This is a genomic window from Aeromonas sp. CU5, from assembly GCF_002586745.1.
In the GTDB taxonomy this organism is placed as follows: Bacteria; Pseudomonadota; Gammaproteobacteria; order Enterobacterales; family Aeromonadaceae; genus Aeromonas; species Aeromonas sobria.
Genome location: NZ_CP023817.1, coordinates 362012 through 377492 on the forward strand (window position 1 = coordinate 362012; position 15481 = coordinate 377492).

Genomic DNA, 15481 nt, shown 5'->3' on the forward strand with positions numbered 1-15481 from the left:
GCTGTTATCTATATTGCTGGTCGGTCATCAATGACTTGCTTCCTTGCAAGCTGATGCCAATTAACCCATTGCTTTTCATGAGAAGAATTGACTTTTACCAGCCCCTTGTCAATTGCCATCAGGCCGCATTGCCACACATCCCCATTAAAAAATGCCGCCTGTTGACAATCGATGGCGGCGAGCTCCAGCCAGGCGTTTTGCTGGTGTTTTTCACTGAGCTGAATGGCTCCCGACAGGGCTAGGTAACAGAGATCAAACAGGCCATTGTGATCAAGCGCTGTTGCCGCCTTGGGCAGGAAAGGATGACTGACAATCCCCAGGCTTACCCGGCGATCGAGTAGGTACTGACACGGGAAGGCTGCGATAGCGAGTAGCAGGTCACTGGCCAAGTGATGCAGGTTAGCGACATGGCGCTGCGGTACGACATAAAGGAGGTGCCCTTCCCGCAGGTCATAGATACGGCCATCTTGCGGGGTTAAGGTATCGACATAGGCCCCAAACGCCAGCTCAATCTCGCTGCTGGCCTGATAACCATGCTGCTCGAGCGTGTTGCTCAGAAAGGGGACGCGGAACAGCAGATAATGCAGCTTGTCATCAAACTCGCTGGAGGGCTGTTCACTGAGGTACCAGCGATCTGATTTCAGCTGGCGTTTGGCCATCTCCCTCGGCCAGCGGTTCATCAATCGTTGCCAGTTGGCTAGCCCGGATCGTGGCTCGATCAGCAAAGCCTCACCGGTTCGTTTGAGTTGCAGGCGGGTGGTACGCAACTTGAGCCAGAGGGTGAAGAAGAGGTAGATAAAGAGCGCCAGCAGCAGGCTGGTGGTGATGCTTGACCAGAGATAGCGTTCCTGTTGGTGCTTGCTGTGGTTAAGTTGCTGCTCCAGTTCCTTGATATGTTGCACCCGCTCGACCTGGACATAGTTGTCACGGATTGCGGCTTGTTCCAGGGCAATCTCTTGCTGGCGCACCTCTTCACCCAACCGGTGGAAACGTTTGTAGCTGTCGAGGGCTTGGCGCACATATCCTTTCTGTTCATATGCCAGCGATAGCAGGCGGAATACCTCGAACTGACGACGGGTATCGCCAATCTGCTTGGCCAGCGCCCGCGCGTTTTCCAGCTGCAAGATGGCGATGGCCGCTTCCTGCTTCTTGAGGTAGAGCTCACCGAGTAATAGCAGGGTGTCGATCAGTGGTTCTTTGGCATCATTGAGCTCATGGGATTGACGTGCGGCGTTGAGGTAGTTGCTGGCCAGCGAGAGATTGCCACTTTGCAGATAGGTTTTGCCGATCTCGTATTTGAGCAGCGAGCTTTTGGGCCGACTTGTCTCGTCATTGAGCAAGTCCAGCGCATTGAAAAAATAGACCAGCGCCATATTGAGGTCGCCCTGATCACGGTTGAGCCGTGCCAGCACCATCAGGGAGTCACAAAGCAGCGACGGGTTGCCGATGGAGTGAAAATAGTTGGCCGCCTCATTGGCATATTGCAGCGCTTTCTGGGGCTCCTGCTCCTGCTGATAGAGTTTGACGATCTGGTTCGATAGCAGACCGAGAAACAGCGGATCACTGAGGTTCTTGGCCTGTTGCAGGGCATCGATATATTCCCCCAGCGCCAGTTGTGGCTGTTGCAGCGAGCGATAAAGGTCGCCACTTATGGCACTGACCCAGGCGCTGGCAAGGGGATCGGGGGTTTTGGCTGCCCAGATCCGCGCTTCGGCCAAATGGGCTTTGGCATCATCAAAATGTTGAGTGTCGATATCGTAGCTGGTGCGTTGCAGGCGGCTATACACCTGCAACCGACTCTGTTTTAGATTGGGTTTCGCCAGCAGGGTTTCCAGTTCGGCAAGCAAGTTGTGGCTGGTGCTTTGGCTATTTTGACGGAGTCCCTGGCTGCGAATTTTCAGGTATAGGCCGTGGGCTTTGAGCTCTGGTTGCTGCTCCTTGTCAGCCAGTGCTATCGCTTGATCGAGTGCTTGCTGGGTAGCCTGGTACTGGCCCAGTTGCAGCAGACACTCCCCCTTGAGCAGGTGAGCCCCGATAGTCTGGGCAACGGTGCTATAGCTCAGGATCGGCTCTCGATAGCCAAACTCTTGGCGATTATTGATGATTTGCTGAGAATTATTGGCCGCGCGGGTCAGGAAGGCCGAGGTGATCTGGACACATTTGGCTGGGTCGGTCAGTACCATTGATTGTGCTTGCTGCAGATCGATAGATAGCTGTTCTCGGTCCAGGTCCAGATTGGGGGCGGACAGAGAAGACATCATCATGGCCAGAAAAAACAGTTGATTCATTGGATTATGGACGGCGCGGAGGTGAAGGCATGTTATCCAAGCCTCCCCCTGCGAGTCCAGTGTTTACTGTGGGCAGGTTGTGGTTGCATCTGTCACTGTTCGCCCCGCGTGGCCGGGGGACCAGGGGGATAGAGGGGCCAGTATCTGGCCCCATCCGCGCAGTCAGTGGTTACTGACGGATCAGGCGCAGGTTGGCAGGCACCACTTCAAAATCGGAGCGGAACGGGTTGATATCCAGACCGCCGCGACGGGTATAGCGGGCATAAACGGTTAGCTGCGCTGGCTGGCAGTAGTGCTTGAGGTCGATAAAGATCCGCTCGATACACTGCTCGTGGAACTCGTTGTGCTGGCGGAACGAGATGAGGTAGCGCAGCAGCTTCTCCCGATCGAGTTTGGGCCCCTTGTAGCGGATCACCACAGATCCCCAGTCTGGCTGGCTGGTGACCAGACAGTTGGATTTGAGCAGGTGGCTGTGCAGGGTCTCTTCTACCTGCTCGCTGCCAGCCGCCCCTTGCAGCAGGGCGGCGTCAAACTGGTAGTGATCGACCTCGATATCTTGCTCATCGATACATTCGCCGGGCAGCAGGGCGATCTGATGGGGTGCCTGATCGAGGGGGAACAGGGTGACCTTGACGGTCTCCCCCGCACAGGCGCTCAGATCCTTGGTCAGCATGGCGGCCACTGCATCGATGGAGTCACATCGGGTCTGGTTGAACGAGTTGAGGTAGAGCTTGAAGGATTTGGATTCGATCAGGTTCGCACTGGTGGCCGGAATGGTCACCTCACCAACCGCAACCATCGGCTTGCCCCTAGCATTGAGCCAAGAGAGCTCGTAGAGAGTCCAGACATCGCAACCGCTAAAGGGCAGGGCATCGCCCAGTTGGAGGTCATCCCGGTTCAGGCTGCGGGGCACCGGTTGCAGCAGGGAAGGGGTGTATTGGCTGATATAGTCGGCTTGTTGGCCCAGGCTCAGGCCGGTCAGGGCGCTGGCCCCAGCGTATCTATCTTGTTTGTTCACAGATTTACTCACGTAATGTGCTCATAAAGCGTGGATGAACGGAAGGTGAAATGGGGCTATTGCACTGATACCAAGCGATTTTGAGCTGGCAAGGGATGAAGCCTGCCCCGTTATCGGGCGTCGAACGGCTGTGGTTGGGCAGCCTTGTCTGTCACCCTGATTGATGGTGCAATAGCGGACTTTGCCAGCAATTGTGGGGATTTTCGATGTCGGATCAAGTTTTGTCTGCCCTGGAGCACTTTTTTGCCCGCTGGCAACGGGATGGCGAGGCCAGACGAGGCCTGCCCCTGTGCGAGTGGGAGGCGGACTGGCGCTCCCCGTGCCAGCTTGGTGAGCCCGCAGATGGTCGGGTGGCCTGGCGCCCTCATCATCGCTATGAGCCTGCCGATTTTACCGCTATGGACGCTGCCCTTGAGCTGACGATTCACCCCGGTGCCATCGCCCTGTTTGGGCACTGGTTCAGCCGCCCCATCCCCTGCCTTTTCAAGGGGCTGCGCCTTGAACTGATCCTGCCGTGGAACGAAGCGGATCTCGATTTGCTCAGGGAGAACCTCATCGGCCACCTGTTGATGCTGCGCAAGCTCAAGCGCGCCCCCTCCATCTTTATTGCCACCACCCGCAACGAGATGACGCTCATCTCACTGGATAACGAGAGTGGTCAGGTGTGGCTGGAGTGGCTCGACTCCGGCCGCCGTCTGCCGCTGGCCCCCTCACTGCCCGCGTTTCTTGAGCGGCTGGAGACATTGCCGCAATAGACGCTTGTTCGAGCCAAGGTTACTCATCGGAACGAAAAGAGCCTTGCCATGTGGCAAGGCTCTTTTTTATGGCGTCGCGTGTAGGGAACGCGCTTAATCCTTGAAATCCCAAGATAGATTAGAGACCAGTCGGCAGCTATCGCACTTGAAGTCGAAGATCTCGTGCAGCGGCGCTGCCAGCGCCCACTCACCGCCACAGCTGGGGCAGGGGCGCGCCTTCTCCTCGGCGGCGCTCAGGCCACCGACCCGGTAGAGGTAGTAGTAGGTGGGGATGCCGCTCAGCACTTCCAGCCGTTTGGCGAGATCGCTACCGCGCCGGTAGAGGCGGCTGCCCACCTCGCCAATCTCGTGCAGCGCCGCATGTTCGGCGATGGAGCCGTTCATCTGCAGCTGATCGCAGGCTTCCCAATCCTCCTGCCACTTGATGATCTGTTTCTGATCGCCGTTGGCGACGGCGGGCAGTTGGTAGAGCGGAATGGGGGCGAAGTGGTCGCCACAGCGCAGCGGCGAGCAGGTGTGCAAAAAGCTGGTGTAGAGCAGCATCCAGCTCGGCCGCGCACCCAGCTCGCCACAAGGGTCGGTACTGTCTGAAAGTAAATCAGCCCCCTGCAACTGCAGTTTCGGCGCCAGCAGTCCGGCCTGATTGAGCTGCTGTTCGGCCAGTTTGACCTGCTCGCTCTGGTTGTCCGGGTGCAGGCTATCTTGCTCCGGGCAGACCACCCGGCTGACGAAATAGCCTTCTTGCATGCTGGTGGGGAACTCCCGCCCGAGGATCTGGCCCTGATAGCGCAGCATGTCGAGGTAGTTGACGATGGCCCGTTCGGCTTCGCCAAGGGAGGTATCGCGGTAGCACTCAAAGCAGAGTTCGACGATATACATGGCTCAGCGCTGCCCCTGCAGGATGAGCAGGTCGGTCAGCCGATCCACCTTCTGTTCGATGCGTGCGAGCTGCTCGCTCAGCTGTTGCAGGGTGAGCTCAGGTGCAGGCTGGGGCGCAACTTCTGGAAGGCTCTCGCTCTCGGCGGTTGCGACGGGCTGCTGCTTCCACTGGCTCAATACTTTCAGCAACTCGGCCATCGGCACCGGCTGGCTTAAGCGCGCTTTGACCATTGCGGTGGTGGGGGTGAACCCTTTAGCGGCCAACTCGTTGGCAATTCGGATGATCTCGTGGGCGGACATAAGCATGCTCTGGGTGAGAAGGGGAGGGCGATATCGGGGCGGGATCTTAACCAAAGCCGGCTGGGGAGGAAAGGGGCGGGCGGCTTAGCGGGGCTGGCGCAGCATCACATCGAGTAGGTCGATCGCCTCGCACCAGTCGGAGTCGTGCCACAGGGCATCGCGCAGAAAGCTGGCCTGAGCGGCGCTCCAGAAATTCGCCTCCGGCAGCAGGGTTTCATTGTCGAGGTGATGGTCGTGCACAAAGCGGTGCAGGCTCAGCTCGTCGTTGGCCATCCCGAGTTGGGCAAACAGGGCTGGCAGATCGTGGACAAGGGGTTCCATCTCGTCTCTCCCTTTGTGTAATCCCTGAGATTATAGACAGGCACAGCCATCGGGCGCAGAGACGAGAAGGGGGATCAGGCAGAGGGCATGCGATGTGGTGGTAGATCGACTCCCACAACGTGCAGACCCTGCATCTTGAGGGTGCCCTGATAGTGGCTCTCGCCATCACTGGAGAATTCAAACTGGTAGTGGGTCAGCAGCCGCAGGGGATGGCGCGCCAACTCACGACGGCTGCGGGCCAGCGACAGCAGTTGCAGATCATGGTGCTGGCAGTAGCGGCGCATATATTGCCAGGCCAGTTCGGCCTGACGGCGTTGCAGCCAGAACAGACCGGCAACGGCAATCAGCAACAAAATGGCGAGCATATCTCCCATAGGCGGGCTTCCTTATCGTGATGTCGATAACCGGGAGTCCTGCTTGGCACACCCGGTTTCCTTGTTATTTTTTATTCCGCCGCCATTCCCCGTGGTGCCAGGGGATCAGGCTGAAGCAAACAGGCGGCCAATGGCCTTGCCCAGCGCATCGCTGCGGTCGGGGTCGCGCAGTCTGGCCAGCATATCATTGCGCAGGGCAGGTAAAGTGACCAACTCGGCAAAAACCTGATTGAAGAACTGGGTCGGTTGCAGCGCCAGCTGTTCCAGATAGTCGCTGAGCAGATTGGCATCTTTCAGATCGGCCCAGAGTCGACCGGCAATGGCGAGCAGCAGTGCCGGGCTCGGTTGGGTTTGCAGCAGAGTCAGCAGTTTGTTGCTGCGCAAGGTGCTACCGGGGCAGGAGGCCATGGCGCGGCACAGATAGGCCAGGGTCTCTGGATTGGGGGCTGCGCACTCCTGCTCCTTGCCGATCCGCTCAAGCAAGGCTCCTTGTACTGCCGGTGGCAGCGGGGCGTTTTCGAGGCTCTGGCAGAGGGCATAGAGCGGCTCTTGTGGCAGTTTGGGCAACGCTTTGCAGACCAGCGCCAGATTGCGTTCGTCATGCAGCCGCTCGGCCAGATCGGCAAAGCCCTGCAACCCCAGCGCTTGCCAACCGCTGTCGTTGGGCGCGGCCAGATAGTGGCAGAGGGCATCGAAATAGGCTGACGGTGCCTGCTCCAGCTGGCGGGCCAGCTTGGCGTGCAGACTGGCCATCTTGGCCTCTGCCGGGCGGAAGGTATAGGGATTGTCAGCCAGTCGCTGGGCCTTCTCTTCATCCAGCTCGCCGGTGAGCTGGTAGCCCAGGGTCTCCACCACCTGATCCATGAACAGCTTGGGGCCGTTTGACATCAGCAGGCCGCGCTCATCGAGGGCAAATTTGAGGAACCAGAGGTAGTGGCGCGATTCGTTCGGCTGGAAGAAGTGCACGCCAAGCCAGGCGTGCTGCTGCAGCGGCCAGGGGTAGGGCTCCTGCTGCTGTTCGATGCGGACAAAGGTATCGCTTGCCAGTGGCCGCACCTGGCGGCCCATATCAAACAGCTGGAACTGGGTGCCAGCCTGGGTCAAAAATTCGGTCAGAGTATTGATGGGGGTATTGATGGGCGTTGGCGTCGCAGACATGGTGAGATCCAGCTAAGGGTGATGCGGGCCGATTATAAGGCCCTTGCCGTGGATAGCCAGTGGCAGCAGTCGCTGGATACGGCAGAGATCAGCATGGCAGCGCTGCGGGGGGCGGTGTATAGTAGCGCCCTTTTTTACCGGCAGCTGGCCACCAAGGTAGTCGCTTGAGCTGGCATCTTACCAGCCATACCGGATCACTCTGTGGTAATGAGGATGAGTACGAGATGAATCAATATTTGCTGGTAGCCGGCCTGTTGGGGGAACTCACCGCCGAATTGCAGCGCCTCGAACGCTGGCAAGCTGAACATCCCGCTGACGATGCGTTGGCAAGCACTCTGCCGTTTTGTGTCGATACCCTGAGCTTTGACCAGTGGCTGCAGTTTGTGCTGATCCCGCGCATGGAGCAGTTGGTGATGCTGCAGGCACCGTTACCGACCAGCGTCTCCCTCTATCCCATGGCCAGCGAAGTCTATAAAAACGATCTGGTCGAGGCAGAAGCGCTGCTGCGCCTGATCGCTCGCTTCGATCTGCTGCTGTCCGGCAAAGTGGCTGAGCAATGAGTGTTGCAGCCGTGACCGCTGAGCCCGTCGTGGAAGAGCCATCACTCAAATTAACCCTGCTCTATCAGGATGAGTGGCTGGTGGCCGTCAACAAACCCTCTGGTCTGCTGGTGCACCGCAGTTGGCTCGACAAGGCCGAGACCCGTTTTGCCATGCAGATGACCCGGGATCTGATCGGCGGTCGCCATGTCTATCCGGTGCACCGGCTCGATCGCCCCACCTCCGGGGTACTGCTGTTTGCCCTCAGTCCCGCTGTGGCGCGAGCCCTGACCGAGGCGTTTACCCATCGTCAGGTACACAAAGAGTATCTGGCGCTGGTGCGGGGCTGGGCGCCCGAGCAGGGGGTGATCGACTATCCCCTCAAGGAGCAGCTCGATAAAATTGCCGATGCCATGAGTGCCCCCGATCGTCCGGCGCAAGATGCCGTCACCACCTTCCGTCGCCTGCATCAGGTCGAGCTGCCTCACGCGGTCTCCAAAAAGCACCCCACCAGTCGCTACAGCTTGGTCAAATTATTCCCGAAAACCGGCCGCAAGCATCAGCTGCGTCGCCACATGGCTCACCTGTTCCATCCCATTGTTGGCGACACCAGCCACGGTGATGGCCGGCATAACCGTTTCTATCGCGAGCAGTATGGTTGTGAGCGGCTGCTGCTGGTGGCCCGCACCTTAAGCTTTACCCATCCGGTGCTCAAGGTGCCGATGCGTATTCAGGCCCCCCTTGGCCCGCAGTTGTTGCAGCTTTTTGCGAAACTGGGCTGGCCCGCCAGCGAGAGCGATTACTAAGCTGCTGTTACTCGCCCCTATCGGGTGGCATCTGACGCCTGCTTACTGATAGAGTTGCTCAGAGCGTGGCTCAAGATAGCGACTAAAGCAGGGAGCAGAAAATGGCACAGATCGATATCGTGGTAGGGAGTGTCTATGGCGCAGCCATGCTGGTGGCCGAGACGCTGGCAGATGAGCTGGAACGCAAGGGCCATCACTGTTCTCTGTATGAAGAAGCACGGCTGACGGATATCGACCCCAGCCGTTTTTTATTGTTGATCAGTGCAACGACCGGGCAGGGGGATATTCCCCCCAATCTGCAACCCTTTGCCACTGAACTGGCTGACAAGGCGCCCTGGCTCAAGGGGTTGCGGTATGCCCTGATTGCCATGGGGGACAGCAGCTACACCCATTTTTGCGGCGCTGGCCGCCACCTCGACGGGTTGCTGCAGGAACTGGGGGCCGCGCAGGTTATCCCCCCACTGGAACTGGATGCCACCCTGCACGATGAACCCGAACGGGTGGCGCTCGGCTGGTTGCAAAACTGGGATATTCAGCCCTGAATATTCTCTGAAATAGAGCCATATCAATCCCCTGATCTTTACCCGGCAGGGGATTGTTATTTGTACGATCTCTGCGTCTTGTATCCCGTATATTTCCCCCCCTGATAGAGGGATATTCCCCTCACTCGGCATCCTGTCACAGGAATGTTTGCCAGCGTGTAGCGGACTAGTCATCTAAATAAAAGTTCAATCTTGAAAGCGATCTCAGTCATGTTTTTGTCATTGAATCGTAAAATAACAACTTATGTTCTATCGCGAATTAATGACTGACAACGGTTTCAGCGTACCTTTTTGTGCGCCGCAGGCTTTTTTTTGGGTTTTTTATTGCGTAGTGGTGTGTTTTTTTGTTTGTTGTTGTTGCCTTGCCTGTATGGTGAGCTATTTGTCGCCATTTTGTGAGTCTGCTCATATTTGTGGTGTACCCCACTCCCTATAATCGACCTCGGTTATCACCAACAGGATTACGTGGTGATAAGAAGTTAAATATTAAGGATCACACTCCTCACTGCGGGAAATAAGGAATATGACAATGAAAATGAAGTGGCTCCCGATTGCAGCAGCTGTTACTGCCGCCCTGGCTTCCCAAGCCGCCTTTGCCGTAGATTTCCACGGTTACTTCCGTTCCGGTGTCGGTGTTTCTGACAACGGTGATATGCAGACCATGAGCAAGAACCGTGTTGGTCGTCTTGGCAACGAAGCTGAAACTTATTCCGAAGTTCAGCTGGGCCAAGAGGTATACAACAAGAACAACCAGACTTTTTATGTAGACTCCATGTTTGCAATGGTTGCAGGCAAGCAAGGTCGTGACTGGGAAAGCACCAGCGGTGATAGCGCTGACTTCGCTCTGCGCCAGTTCAACGTTCAGGCTAAAAACTTGTTCGGCGGTAATGAAACCCTGTGGGCGGGCAAACGCTACTATCAGCGTCATGACATCCATATCTCCGATACCTACTACTGGGATGTTTCTGGTGCCGGTGCCGGTGTAGAAAACATCGAAGTGGGTCCTGGCAAGCTGTCTGTAGCTGTGGTTCGTAACGACCCGTGGGATGCTATCTATAAAGGCGACACAGAGGCTAACACTCAATATCGTCTTGATGAAAATGGCAACTATGTTCTGGATGACAAAGGTAACAAGATCAAGATTGATGATCGTGTAAATACCAATACTTTTGATATTCGTTATGCTGGCATTCCGCTTTGGACCGATGCCTCTCTGGAAGTGGGTTATGACTATGCCATGGCCAACTTGACCGATGAGCAAGATCGCCAGAACCCAGACTACAAAAATGGCCATATGTTCACCGCTGAGCTGACCCAGTCCATGTTGGGCGGTTTCAACAAAACAGTGGCTCAGTATTTCCTCGATGGTCTGGCCAAGCAAGGTGTTGACTATGGTGCAGGTTCTGGCAGTGGCTTGAGCCAAGCAGCATCGAGCGGTGATGGCTTCCGTCTGATCAACTGGGGTGTGCTGCCCATTGGTGACAAAGTTGAATTCGGTCACCAGATCCTTTACGCACAGGCCAATGGTCTGGACAAAGACACCACAGATATGGACACATTCTCTGTAGTTGTCCGTCCAATGTACAAGTGGAACGATGTGATGAAGACCATCGCAGAAGTCGGCTACTTCAAGGACAACAAAGACGTCAATGGTGTTAAAACCAGCTCCGATGGTACCAAGTACACCTTGGCGCAGGCTTGGTCAGCTGGTCCAGGTTTCTGGGCTCGTCCGGAAATTCGTGTATTCGCCTCTTACATGCAGCAAGACGGTAATTTCCGCGAAAACAGCAACGGTGTTAAGCAAGATGATGCTTTGAACTTCGGTGTACAAGCGGAAGCTTGGTGGTAATCTCACCAGCACCTGATACCAAGTCGCCCCCGCTTGTCGGGGGCTCTTTTTTTCAAGATGGCGCGTAGGGCTTGCAGATGAAATATACCAAGATAGCGTTGACGGTTTTGTGTTCCACCCTGATGACGGCATGTGCGTCTCTTGAGGCAACGGTGGCTCCCACTCAGGAGTACAAGAGCATCCTCGATAATCGTGCCAGCGCACTGCAGCAACTCGGTACCGCGACTGTATGTTGCAGCAGTATCAGTGAGTTGCGCTATCAGCCGTTGGCTGCTGAGCAGAAAAAAGTGATCGCCATTGATGGCAGCTCAGCAGTGTTCAACTTCCCGGAAGGAAAGAGCTATTACGCCGCCTTCAAGCTGCCGACCAACTCCGGCGATCTCAAGATTACGGTCGCAGGCCTGATCGACAAGACGCTGTTTAACCCAACCGTGTTGCTGCTGGATTCCCAGTTCAAGCCGACCCGTACCATTGGTGCCGACATCATCGCTTACAAGCCAGCACGCATGCTGGATGGGGATCGGGTAGAGGGTGTCTTTACCATCGATCGCTCCTACGTGGGTAACCCGAACAACGAAACCTACATGGTGATTTACACCGCCGAGGCCACCCTGAGCCAGACCACTCAAGCCATGAGCCCTTCCAAGATGATGGCCAAGTCTTTGAGCGTGCAGGATTATGGTGCCAAGGATCCGCTGATCCCGCACTCCGCATGGGGTGTCGTCAAAATTGATGTGGAAGATATGAGTGCCAGTGTGCTGGGCGATAACTTCTACAAACCGGTTTACCAGGAAGCGATCGATGCTAACGCGCCTATCGTTGACCTTACCCCAAATAAACTGACGGTGCCTGTTGCCACGGCAGCAACTGCCGGTGTGGTGGTAGCCAGCAAGCCTGCTCCTGTCATGCTGAATGAAACCGAAGCCTTCTATCAGAGCCAGATCGAAAAAGCGGTCAAGGCGGGGGATATCGACAAGGCGATGAAGCTGGTTAACGAGGCCGAGCGGGCCGGTTCAACCAAAGCGAAAGCGGTTTTTGTCGATGCGGTAAAACGCTCGCAAAAATAGTGTTTCAGTGCTCTCTGTTAGCACAATATATTTATGAAGAGGCCTCCCTTGTTGGAGGCCTTTTTAATCGGTAGACTGTAATAAATAAAACCAGTAAGTTACACTTGGTTACGTTTTGAATCATTTAGACTTAATTGGTTTAAGTAAAATACAATCAGAAACTGTAGTTTGTATTTATTTGTAATAGAGTAATTATGAGAGTTTTTAACTTATAATTTTATGGTTATTTAGCCTTTAGACAAGTTGTGATCTCCCCTCCAAATTCAATATTCCCCCTTCTTCGAAAGCAGCAATTTACGACTCGCTGGGTTATATTCTGATGGTCAAAATAAACAAACCCGACTCGAAGATGTTTGGATGTAAATATTGCTATCTCATCCAGATAAATCGTTCAGGGAAGACGATCCATTCAGGAGCATACACACATGATGAAAAATGCGTTTTCTAATCTGCAAAAGGTTGGTAAATCGCTGATGTTGCCGGTATCCGTATTGCCAGTAGCAGGTATTCTGCTCGGCGTCGGTGCTGCAAACTTCAGCTGGTTGCCAGAAATTGTTTCCCATTTGATGGAACAGGCCGGTGGCTCTGTATTCGGTCAGATGGCCCTGCTGTTCGCCGTCGGTGTGGCCCTCGGCTTTACCAATAACGACGGTGTTTCCGGTCTGTCAGCCATCGTTGGCTACGGTATCATGACCGCTACCCTGTCTGTGATGGCGCCAGTGATGGGTGTTGACAAGATCGACACCGGTGTCTTGGGCGGTATCCTCGCCGGTGGTGTTGCCGCTTGGGCGTTCAACCGTTTCTACAAGATCCAGCTACCAGAGTATCTGGGCTTCTTCGCGGGCAAGCGTGCCGTACCCATCATCACAGGTTTCGTATCTATCGGCCTGGGTGTGATCCTGTCGGTAATTTGGCCGCCAGTTGGCGCAGCCATCGGTGCCTTCTCTGACTGGGCTGCCAACCAGAACCCGGTACTGGCTTTCGGTATCTACGGCGTAGTTGAGCGCTCACTGATCCCGTTCGGTCTGCACCACATCTGGAACGTGCCTTTCTTCTATCAGGCCGGTACCTGTGTTAACGCTGCCGGTGAAACTGTTCACGGTATCATGACCTGCTTCCTGACTGCTGATGACGCTTCCCGCGCTGCCGGTAACGGTTTTGGTCAGCTGGCTGGTGGCTACCTGTTCAAGATGTTCGGTCTGCCTGCTGCTGCGTTTGCTATCGCTCACGCTGCCAAGCCGGAAAACCGCGCCAAGATCGTTGGTATCATGGCCTCTGCCGCCCTGACCTCTTTCCTGACCGGTATCACCGAGCCGATTGAATTCTCCTTCCTGTTCATCGCTCCGGTACTGTACGCAATCCACGCTGTACTGGCTGGTCTGGCCTATGTGCTGACCAACTCCCTGGGCGTGGTACATGGTCACACCTTCTCCAACGGCTTCATCGACTTCGTGGTGCAATCTCCGCGTGCCGACAACATGCTGCTGCTGGTAGGTCTGGGTCTGGTTTACGCGGCCATCTACTACGTAGTCTTCAGCTTCGTTATCCGTGCCATGAACCTGAAAACCCCGGGTCGTGAAGACGAAACTGCTGAAGAGACCGTTAGCCAAAGCAAAGACGAGTTGTCTGCTGCACTGGTTGCCGCCTTCGGTGGTAAAGAGAACATCGCTTCTCTGGATGCTTGCATCACCCGTCTGCGTGTTGGCGTGAACGATGTTGCCAAGGTTGACCAGGCTGGTCTGAAGAAACTGGGTGCTGCCGGTGTGGTCGTGTCTGGTTCTGGTGTACAAGCCATCTTCGGTACCAAGTCCGACAACCTGAAAACCGATATGGACATCTGGATTAAGAGCAACTAATCCTGTTGCCTGAATATCTGCGTGTTTGAAGAGGGAGGCGAAAGCCTCCCTCTTGCTATTTCTGCCGCCCAGCGACTTGGCGCTGTTCGATCTGCACGGAGGCTTGGATTGGCCTGCCAACAACTGACCTTATGATTCTGGGGGGCAGGCACAGGCCGGTTGTAGCTGGCTTATCCTGTTGGTAGTGAGTGTGCAAAGGCCGAGCCTGCCAATAAGGTGCCCGCCAATAAAAAGAGCGCCAGAGTGGCGCTCGGATAATCGTGGGGCAGGGGTTAGAGTTTCTCCAGATCCCGCTCAATATCTTTGATTTTGTTCTGTACCACTTTTTCCAGATGGCGCAGATCGCGCAGGATCTTCTGTTTGATATCCGGATCGGCCTGCTGATGGACGCCTTGAGTCAGGTTATCCAGCTCGTCCACCACATACTTGAGGTTGGCATTGATCTCGGTGACATCTTTGTACTCATGGGTACCGGAGTCGACCAGCATGGTTTTGCGCTGGCGGGGGTACTTGAATTTGACACTCTTGGCGAAGAACTCCCCTTTCTGCTTCTTGAAGTAGATCTTGAGGATGTCGTGGTTGGCCTCCTGGCGCAGGGTGTAGCTGTCGACGGAGGTGGGCTCCTGGATCCCCAGGCTCTTCAGATTCTCGTACATCGGGCTTCCTCGGTTTGAAACGATCCTGTCCCATCTATCTTAACCGAAGCCTGATGGCTTGCCTGTGACAGGGGCGCCAAAATCAAAAGGGCGCCATCAGGCGCCCTTTTATCACAGCAACGCTGATTACTCGTCGATGGCGCGCAGCAGAGCGTTGATGCCGACTTTGGCGCGGGTCTTGGCATCGACCTTCTTGACGATCACCGCCGCATAGAGGCTGTATTTGCCGCACTTGGAGGGCAGGGAGCCGGAGACGACTACTGAGCCAGCCGGTACGCGGCCGTAGTGGATCTCGCCGGTTTCGCGGTCATAGATGCGGGTAGACTGGCCGATGAAGACGCCCATGGAGATGACGGAACCTTCCTCGACGATCACCCCTTCAACCACTTCGGAGCGGGCACCGATAAAGCAGTTGTCTTCGATGATGGTCGGGTTGGCCTGCAGCGGCTCCAGTACGCCGCCGATGCCGACGCCGCCGGAGAGGTGGACGTTTTTACCGATCTGGGCGCAAGAGCCGACGGTGGCCCAGGTATCGACCATGGTGCCTTCATCAACGAAGGCGCCGATGTTGACGTAGGAGGGCATCAGCACGGTGTTGGGGGCGATAAAGGAGCCTTTGCGGGCCGTTGCCGGCGGCACCACGCGCACACCCGCTTCCTTGAACTGCTCGGCGGTGTAGTTGGAGAACTTGAGGGGAACCTTGTCGTAGTACTGGGCATCGTCGCCCTTGATGATGCCGTTGTCGTTGATGCGGAAGTAGAGCAGTACCGCTTTCTTCAACCACTGATGGACAACCCACTCACCGGCGATCTTCTCGGCAACCCGCGCCTTGCCGGAGTCCAGCAGGTCGATGGCTTGCAGGATGGCGGACTTGGTGGCGCTATCCACGGAGCCCGGAGTAATGGTGTCGCGGCGCTCGAAGGCCGCTTCAATGATCTGTTGCAACTCGGTCATGACAGGTTTCCTTTAAAAAATTCTGTTTGTTGTATCACACTTTTCCGACTGTTTTTAAGGGGTTGACCGGAATTCTTCCGGCCAGCGGCCATTTCTTCATCCGGTGTGCGCCAACCATT

General features: G+C 55.8%; 17 protein-coding genes. 8 read left to right on the plus strand and 9 right to left on the minus strand.

Annotated elements, in window-relative coordinates:
• Positions 1-8: 8 nt before the first annotated feature.
• Positions 9-2288, minus strand: coding sequence for a hypothetical protein (locus CK911_RS01640; RefSeq protein ID WP_098968767.1), 2280 nt, complete (start codon positions 2286-2288; stop codon positions 9-11).
• 169 nt (positions 2289-2457) lie between these two features.
• Entirely contained in the window at positions 2458-3306 is an 849-nt protein-coding gene (queF, locus tag CK911_RS01645) for an NADPH-dependent 7-cyano-7-deazaguanine reductase QueF (RefSeq protein WP_098968768.1), read from the minus strand.
• A gap of 206 nt (positions 3307-3512) precedes the next feature.
• On the opposite strand from queF, the gene syd reads away from it, so the two are divergent.
• Positions 3513-4061: a SecY-interacting protein gene (syd, locus tag CK911_RS01650; RefSeq protein ID WP_098968769.1), complete on the plus strand. Its 549-nt coding sequence runs from the start codon at positions 3513-3515 to the stop codon at positions 4059-4061.
• A 93-nt stretch (positions 4062-4154) separates the two neighbouring features.
• Here syd and CK911_RS01655 read toward each other — a convergent pair whose 3' ends face one another.
• The 5 genes from CK911_RS01655 to CK911_RS01675 all read right to left on the minus strand — a co-directional run bounded on the left by CK911_RS01655 (position 4155) and on the right by CK911_RS01675 (position 7093).
• Positions 4155-4940 carry a Zn-ribbon-containing protein gene (locus tag CK911_RS01655; protein WP_098968770.1) on the minus strand — a complete coding sequence of 262 codons (786 nt, stop codon included), beginning with the start codon at positions 4938-4940 and terminating at the stop codon, positions 4155-4157.
• Between the two features lie 3 nt (positions 4941-4943).
• Positions 4944-5240 (minus strand): DNA-binding protein, encoded by a 297-nt coding sequence (locus CK911_RS01660; RefSeq protein ID WP_098968771.1) that lies wholly within the window; start codon positions 5238-5240, stop codon positions 4944-4946.
• Between the two features lie 84 nt (positions 5241-5324).
• Complete coding sequence (locus CK911_RS01665) at positions 5325-5561, minus strand: DUF2789 family protein (RefSeq protein ID WP_042020051.1); 237 nt, start codon at positions 5559-5561, stop codon at positions 5325-5327.
• Between the two features lie 74 nt (positions 5562-5635).
• The gene (locus CK911_RS01670; RefSeq protein ID WP_098968772.1) at positions 5636-5935 is read right to left on the minus strand and encodes a DUF3301 domain-containing protein; all 300 of its coding nucleotides are present in this window, start codon (positions 5933-5935) and stop codon (positions 5636-5638) included.
• Positions 5936-6040: 105 nt separating this feature from the next.
• Complete coding sequence (locus tag CK911_RS01675) at positions 6041-7093, minus strand: DUF3549 family protein (protein WP_098968773.1); 1053 nt, start codon at positions 7091-7093, stop codon at positions 6041-6043.
• Between the two features lie 21 nt (positions 7094-7114).
• On the opposite strand from CK911_RS01675, the gene CK911_RS21305 reads away from it, so the two are divergent.
• From CK911_RS21305 to ptsG, 7 genes are all read left to right on the plus strand, one after another.
• Positions 7115-7261 (plus strand): hypothetical protein, encoded by a 147-nt coding sequence (locus tag CK911_RS21305; protein ID WP_172953935.1) that lies wholly within the window; start codon positions 7115-7117, stop codon positions 7259-7261.
• Positions 7262-7317: 56 nt separating this feature from the next.
• The gene (locus tag CK911_RS01680; protein ID WP_042020055.1) at positions 7318-7653 is read left to right on the plus strand and encodes a YqcC family protein; all 336 of its coding nucleotides are present in this window, start codon (positions 7318-7320) and stop codon (positions 7651-7653) included.
• Complete coding sequence (gene truC, locus CK911_RS01685; RefSeq protein WP_098968774.1) at positions 7650-8438, plus strand: tRNA pseudouridine(65) synthase TruC; 789 nt, start codon at positions 7650-7652, stop codon at positions 8436-8438. Before CK911_RS01680 ends, truC begins: the two co-directional genes overlap by 4 nt.
• A gap of 101 nt (positions 8439-8539) precedes the next feature.
• Complete coding sequence (locus tag CK911_RS01690) at positions 8540-8980, plus strand: flavodoxin (RefSeq protein ID WP_098968775.1); 441 nt, start codon at positions 8540-8542, stop codon at positions 8978-8980.
• 529 nt (positions 8981-9509) lie between these two features.
• Positions 9510-10829, plus strand: coding sequence for a maltoporin (locus CK911_RS01695; protein WP_098968776.1), 1320 nt, complete (start codon positions 9510-9512; stop codon positions 10827-10829).
• Between the two features lie 77 nt (positions 10830-10906).
• A complete protein-coding gene (locus CK911_RS01700; RefSeq protein ID WP_098968777.1) occupies positions 10907-11896 on the plus strand; it encodes a MalM family protein in 990 nt (329 codons plus the stop codon).
• Positions 11897-12321: 425 nt separating this feature from the next.
• A complete protein-coding gene (gene ptsG, locus CK911_RS01705; protein WP_042020061.1) occupies positions 12322-13752 on the plus strand; it encodes a PTS glucose transporter subunit IIBC in 1431 nt (476 codons plus the stop codon).
• A gap of 272 nt (positions 13753-14024) precedes the next feature.
• Here the strand turns inward: ptsG and CK911_RS01710 are convergent, their stop codons facing one another.
• On the minus strand, positions 14025-14408 hold the full coding sequence (locus CK911_RS01710; protein ID WP_042020063.1) for a DUF3461 family protein: 384 nt from the start codon (positions 14406-14408) through the stop codon (positions 14025-14027).
• Positions 14409-14534: 126 nt separating this feature from the next.
• Positions 14535-15362, minus strand: a complete 828-nt coding sequence (gene dapD, locus CK911_RS01715; RefSeq protein WP_098968778.1) for a 2,3,4,5-tetrahydropyridine-2,6-dicarboxylate N-succinyltransferase — start codon at positions 15360-15362, stop codon at positions 14535-14537.
• Positions 15363-15481 lie beyond the last annotated feature (119 nt).

What these genes read in the sequence shown, in the direction of transcription:
- CK911_RS01690 (WP_098968775.1), top strand. Translation starts at nt 8,540, where the DNA reads ATGGCACAGATCGATATCGTGGTAGGGAGTGTCTATGGCGCAGCCATG.
- CK911_RS21305 (WP_172953935.1), top strand. Translation starts at nt 7,115, where the DNA reads ATGCGGGCCGATTATAAGGCCCTTGCCGTGGATAGCCAGTGGCAGCAG.
- CK911_RS01655 (WP_098968770.1), bottom strand. Translation starts at nt 4,940, where the DNA reads ATGTATATCGTCGAACTCTGCTTTGAGTGCTACCGCGATACCTCCCTT.
- CK911_RS01675 (WP_098968773.1), bottom strand. Translation starts at nt 7,093, where the DNA reads ATGTCTGCGACGCCAACGCCCATCAATACCCCCATCAATACTCTGACC.
- truC (WP_098968774.1), top strand. Translation starts at nt 7,650, where the DNA reads ATGAGTGTTGCAGCCGTGACCGCTGAGCCCGTCGTGGAAGAGCCATCA.
- CK911_RS01670 (WP_098968772.1), bottom strand. Translation starts at nt 5,935, where the DNA reads ATGGGAGATATGCTCGCCATTTTGTTGCTGATTGCCGTTGCCGGTCTG.
- CK911_RS01680 (WP_042020055.1), top strand. Translation starts at nt 7,318, where the DNA reads ATGAATCAATATTTGCTGGTAGCCGGCCTGTTGGGGGAACTCACCGCC.
- CK911_RS01710 (WP_042020063.1), bottom strand. Translation starts at nt 14,408, where the DNA reads ATGTACGAGAATCTGAAGAGCCTGGGGATCCAGGAGCCCACCTCCGTC.
- ptsG (WP_042020061.1), top strand. Translation starts at nt 12,322, where the DNA reads ATGATGAAAAATGCGTTTTCTAATCTGCAAAAGGTTGGTAAATCGCTG.
- syd (WP_098968769.1), top strand. Translation starts at nt 3,513, where the DNA reads ATGTCGGATCAAGTTTTGTCTGCCCTGGAGCACTTTTTTGCCCGCTGG.
- CK911_RS01700 (WP_098968777.1), top strand. Translation starts at nt 10,907, where the DNA reads ATGAAATATACCAAGATAGCGTTGACGGTTTTGTGTTCCACCCTGATG.
- dapD (WP_098968778.1), bottom strand. Translation starts at nt 15,362, where the DNA reads ATGACCGAGTTGCAACAGATCATTGAAGCGGCCTTCGAGCGCCGCGAC.
- CK911_RS01660 (WP_098968771.1), bottom strand. Translation starts at nt 5,240, where the DNA reads ATGTCCGCCCACGAGATCATCCGAATTGCCAACGAGTTGGCCGCTAAA.
- CK911_RS01665 (WP_042020051.1), bottom strand. Translation starts at nt 5,561, where the DNA reads ATGGAACCCCTTGTCCACGATCTGCCAGCCCTGTTTGCCCAACTCGGG.
- CK911_RS01640 (WP_098968767.1), bottom strand. Translation starts at nt 2,288, where the DNA reads ATGAATCAACTGTTTTTTCTGGCCATGATGATGTCTTCTCTGTCCGCC.
- CK911_RS01695 (WP_098968776.1), top strand. Translation starts at nt 9,510, where the DNA reads ATGAAAATGAAGTGGCTCCCGATTGCAGCAGCTGTTACTGCCGCCCTG.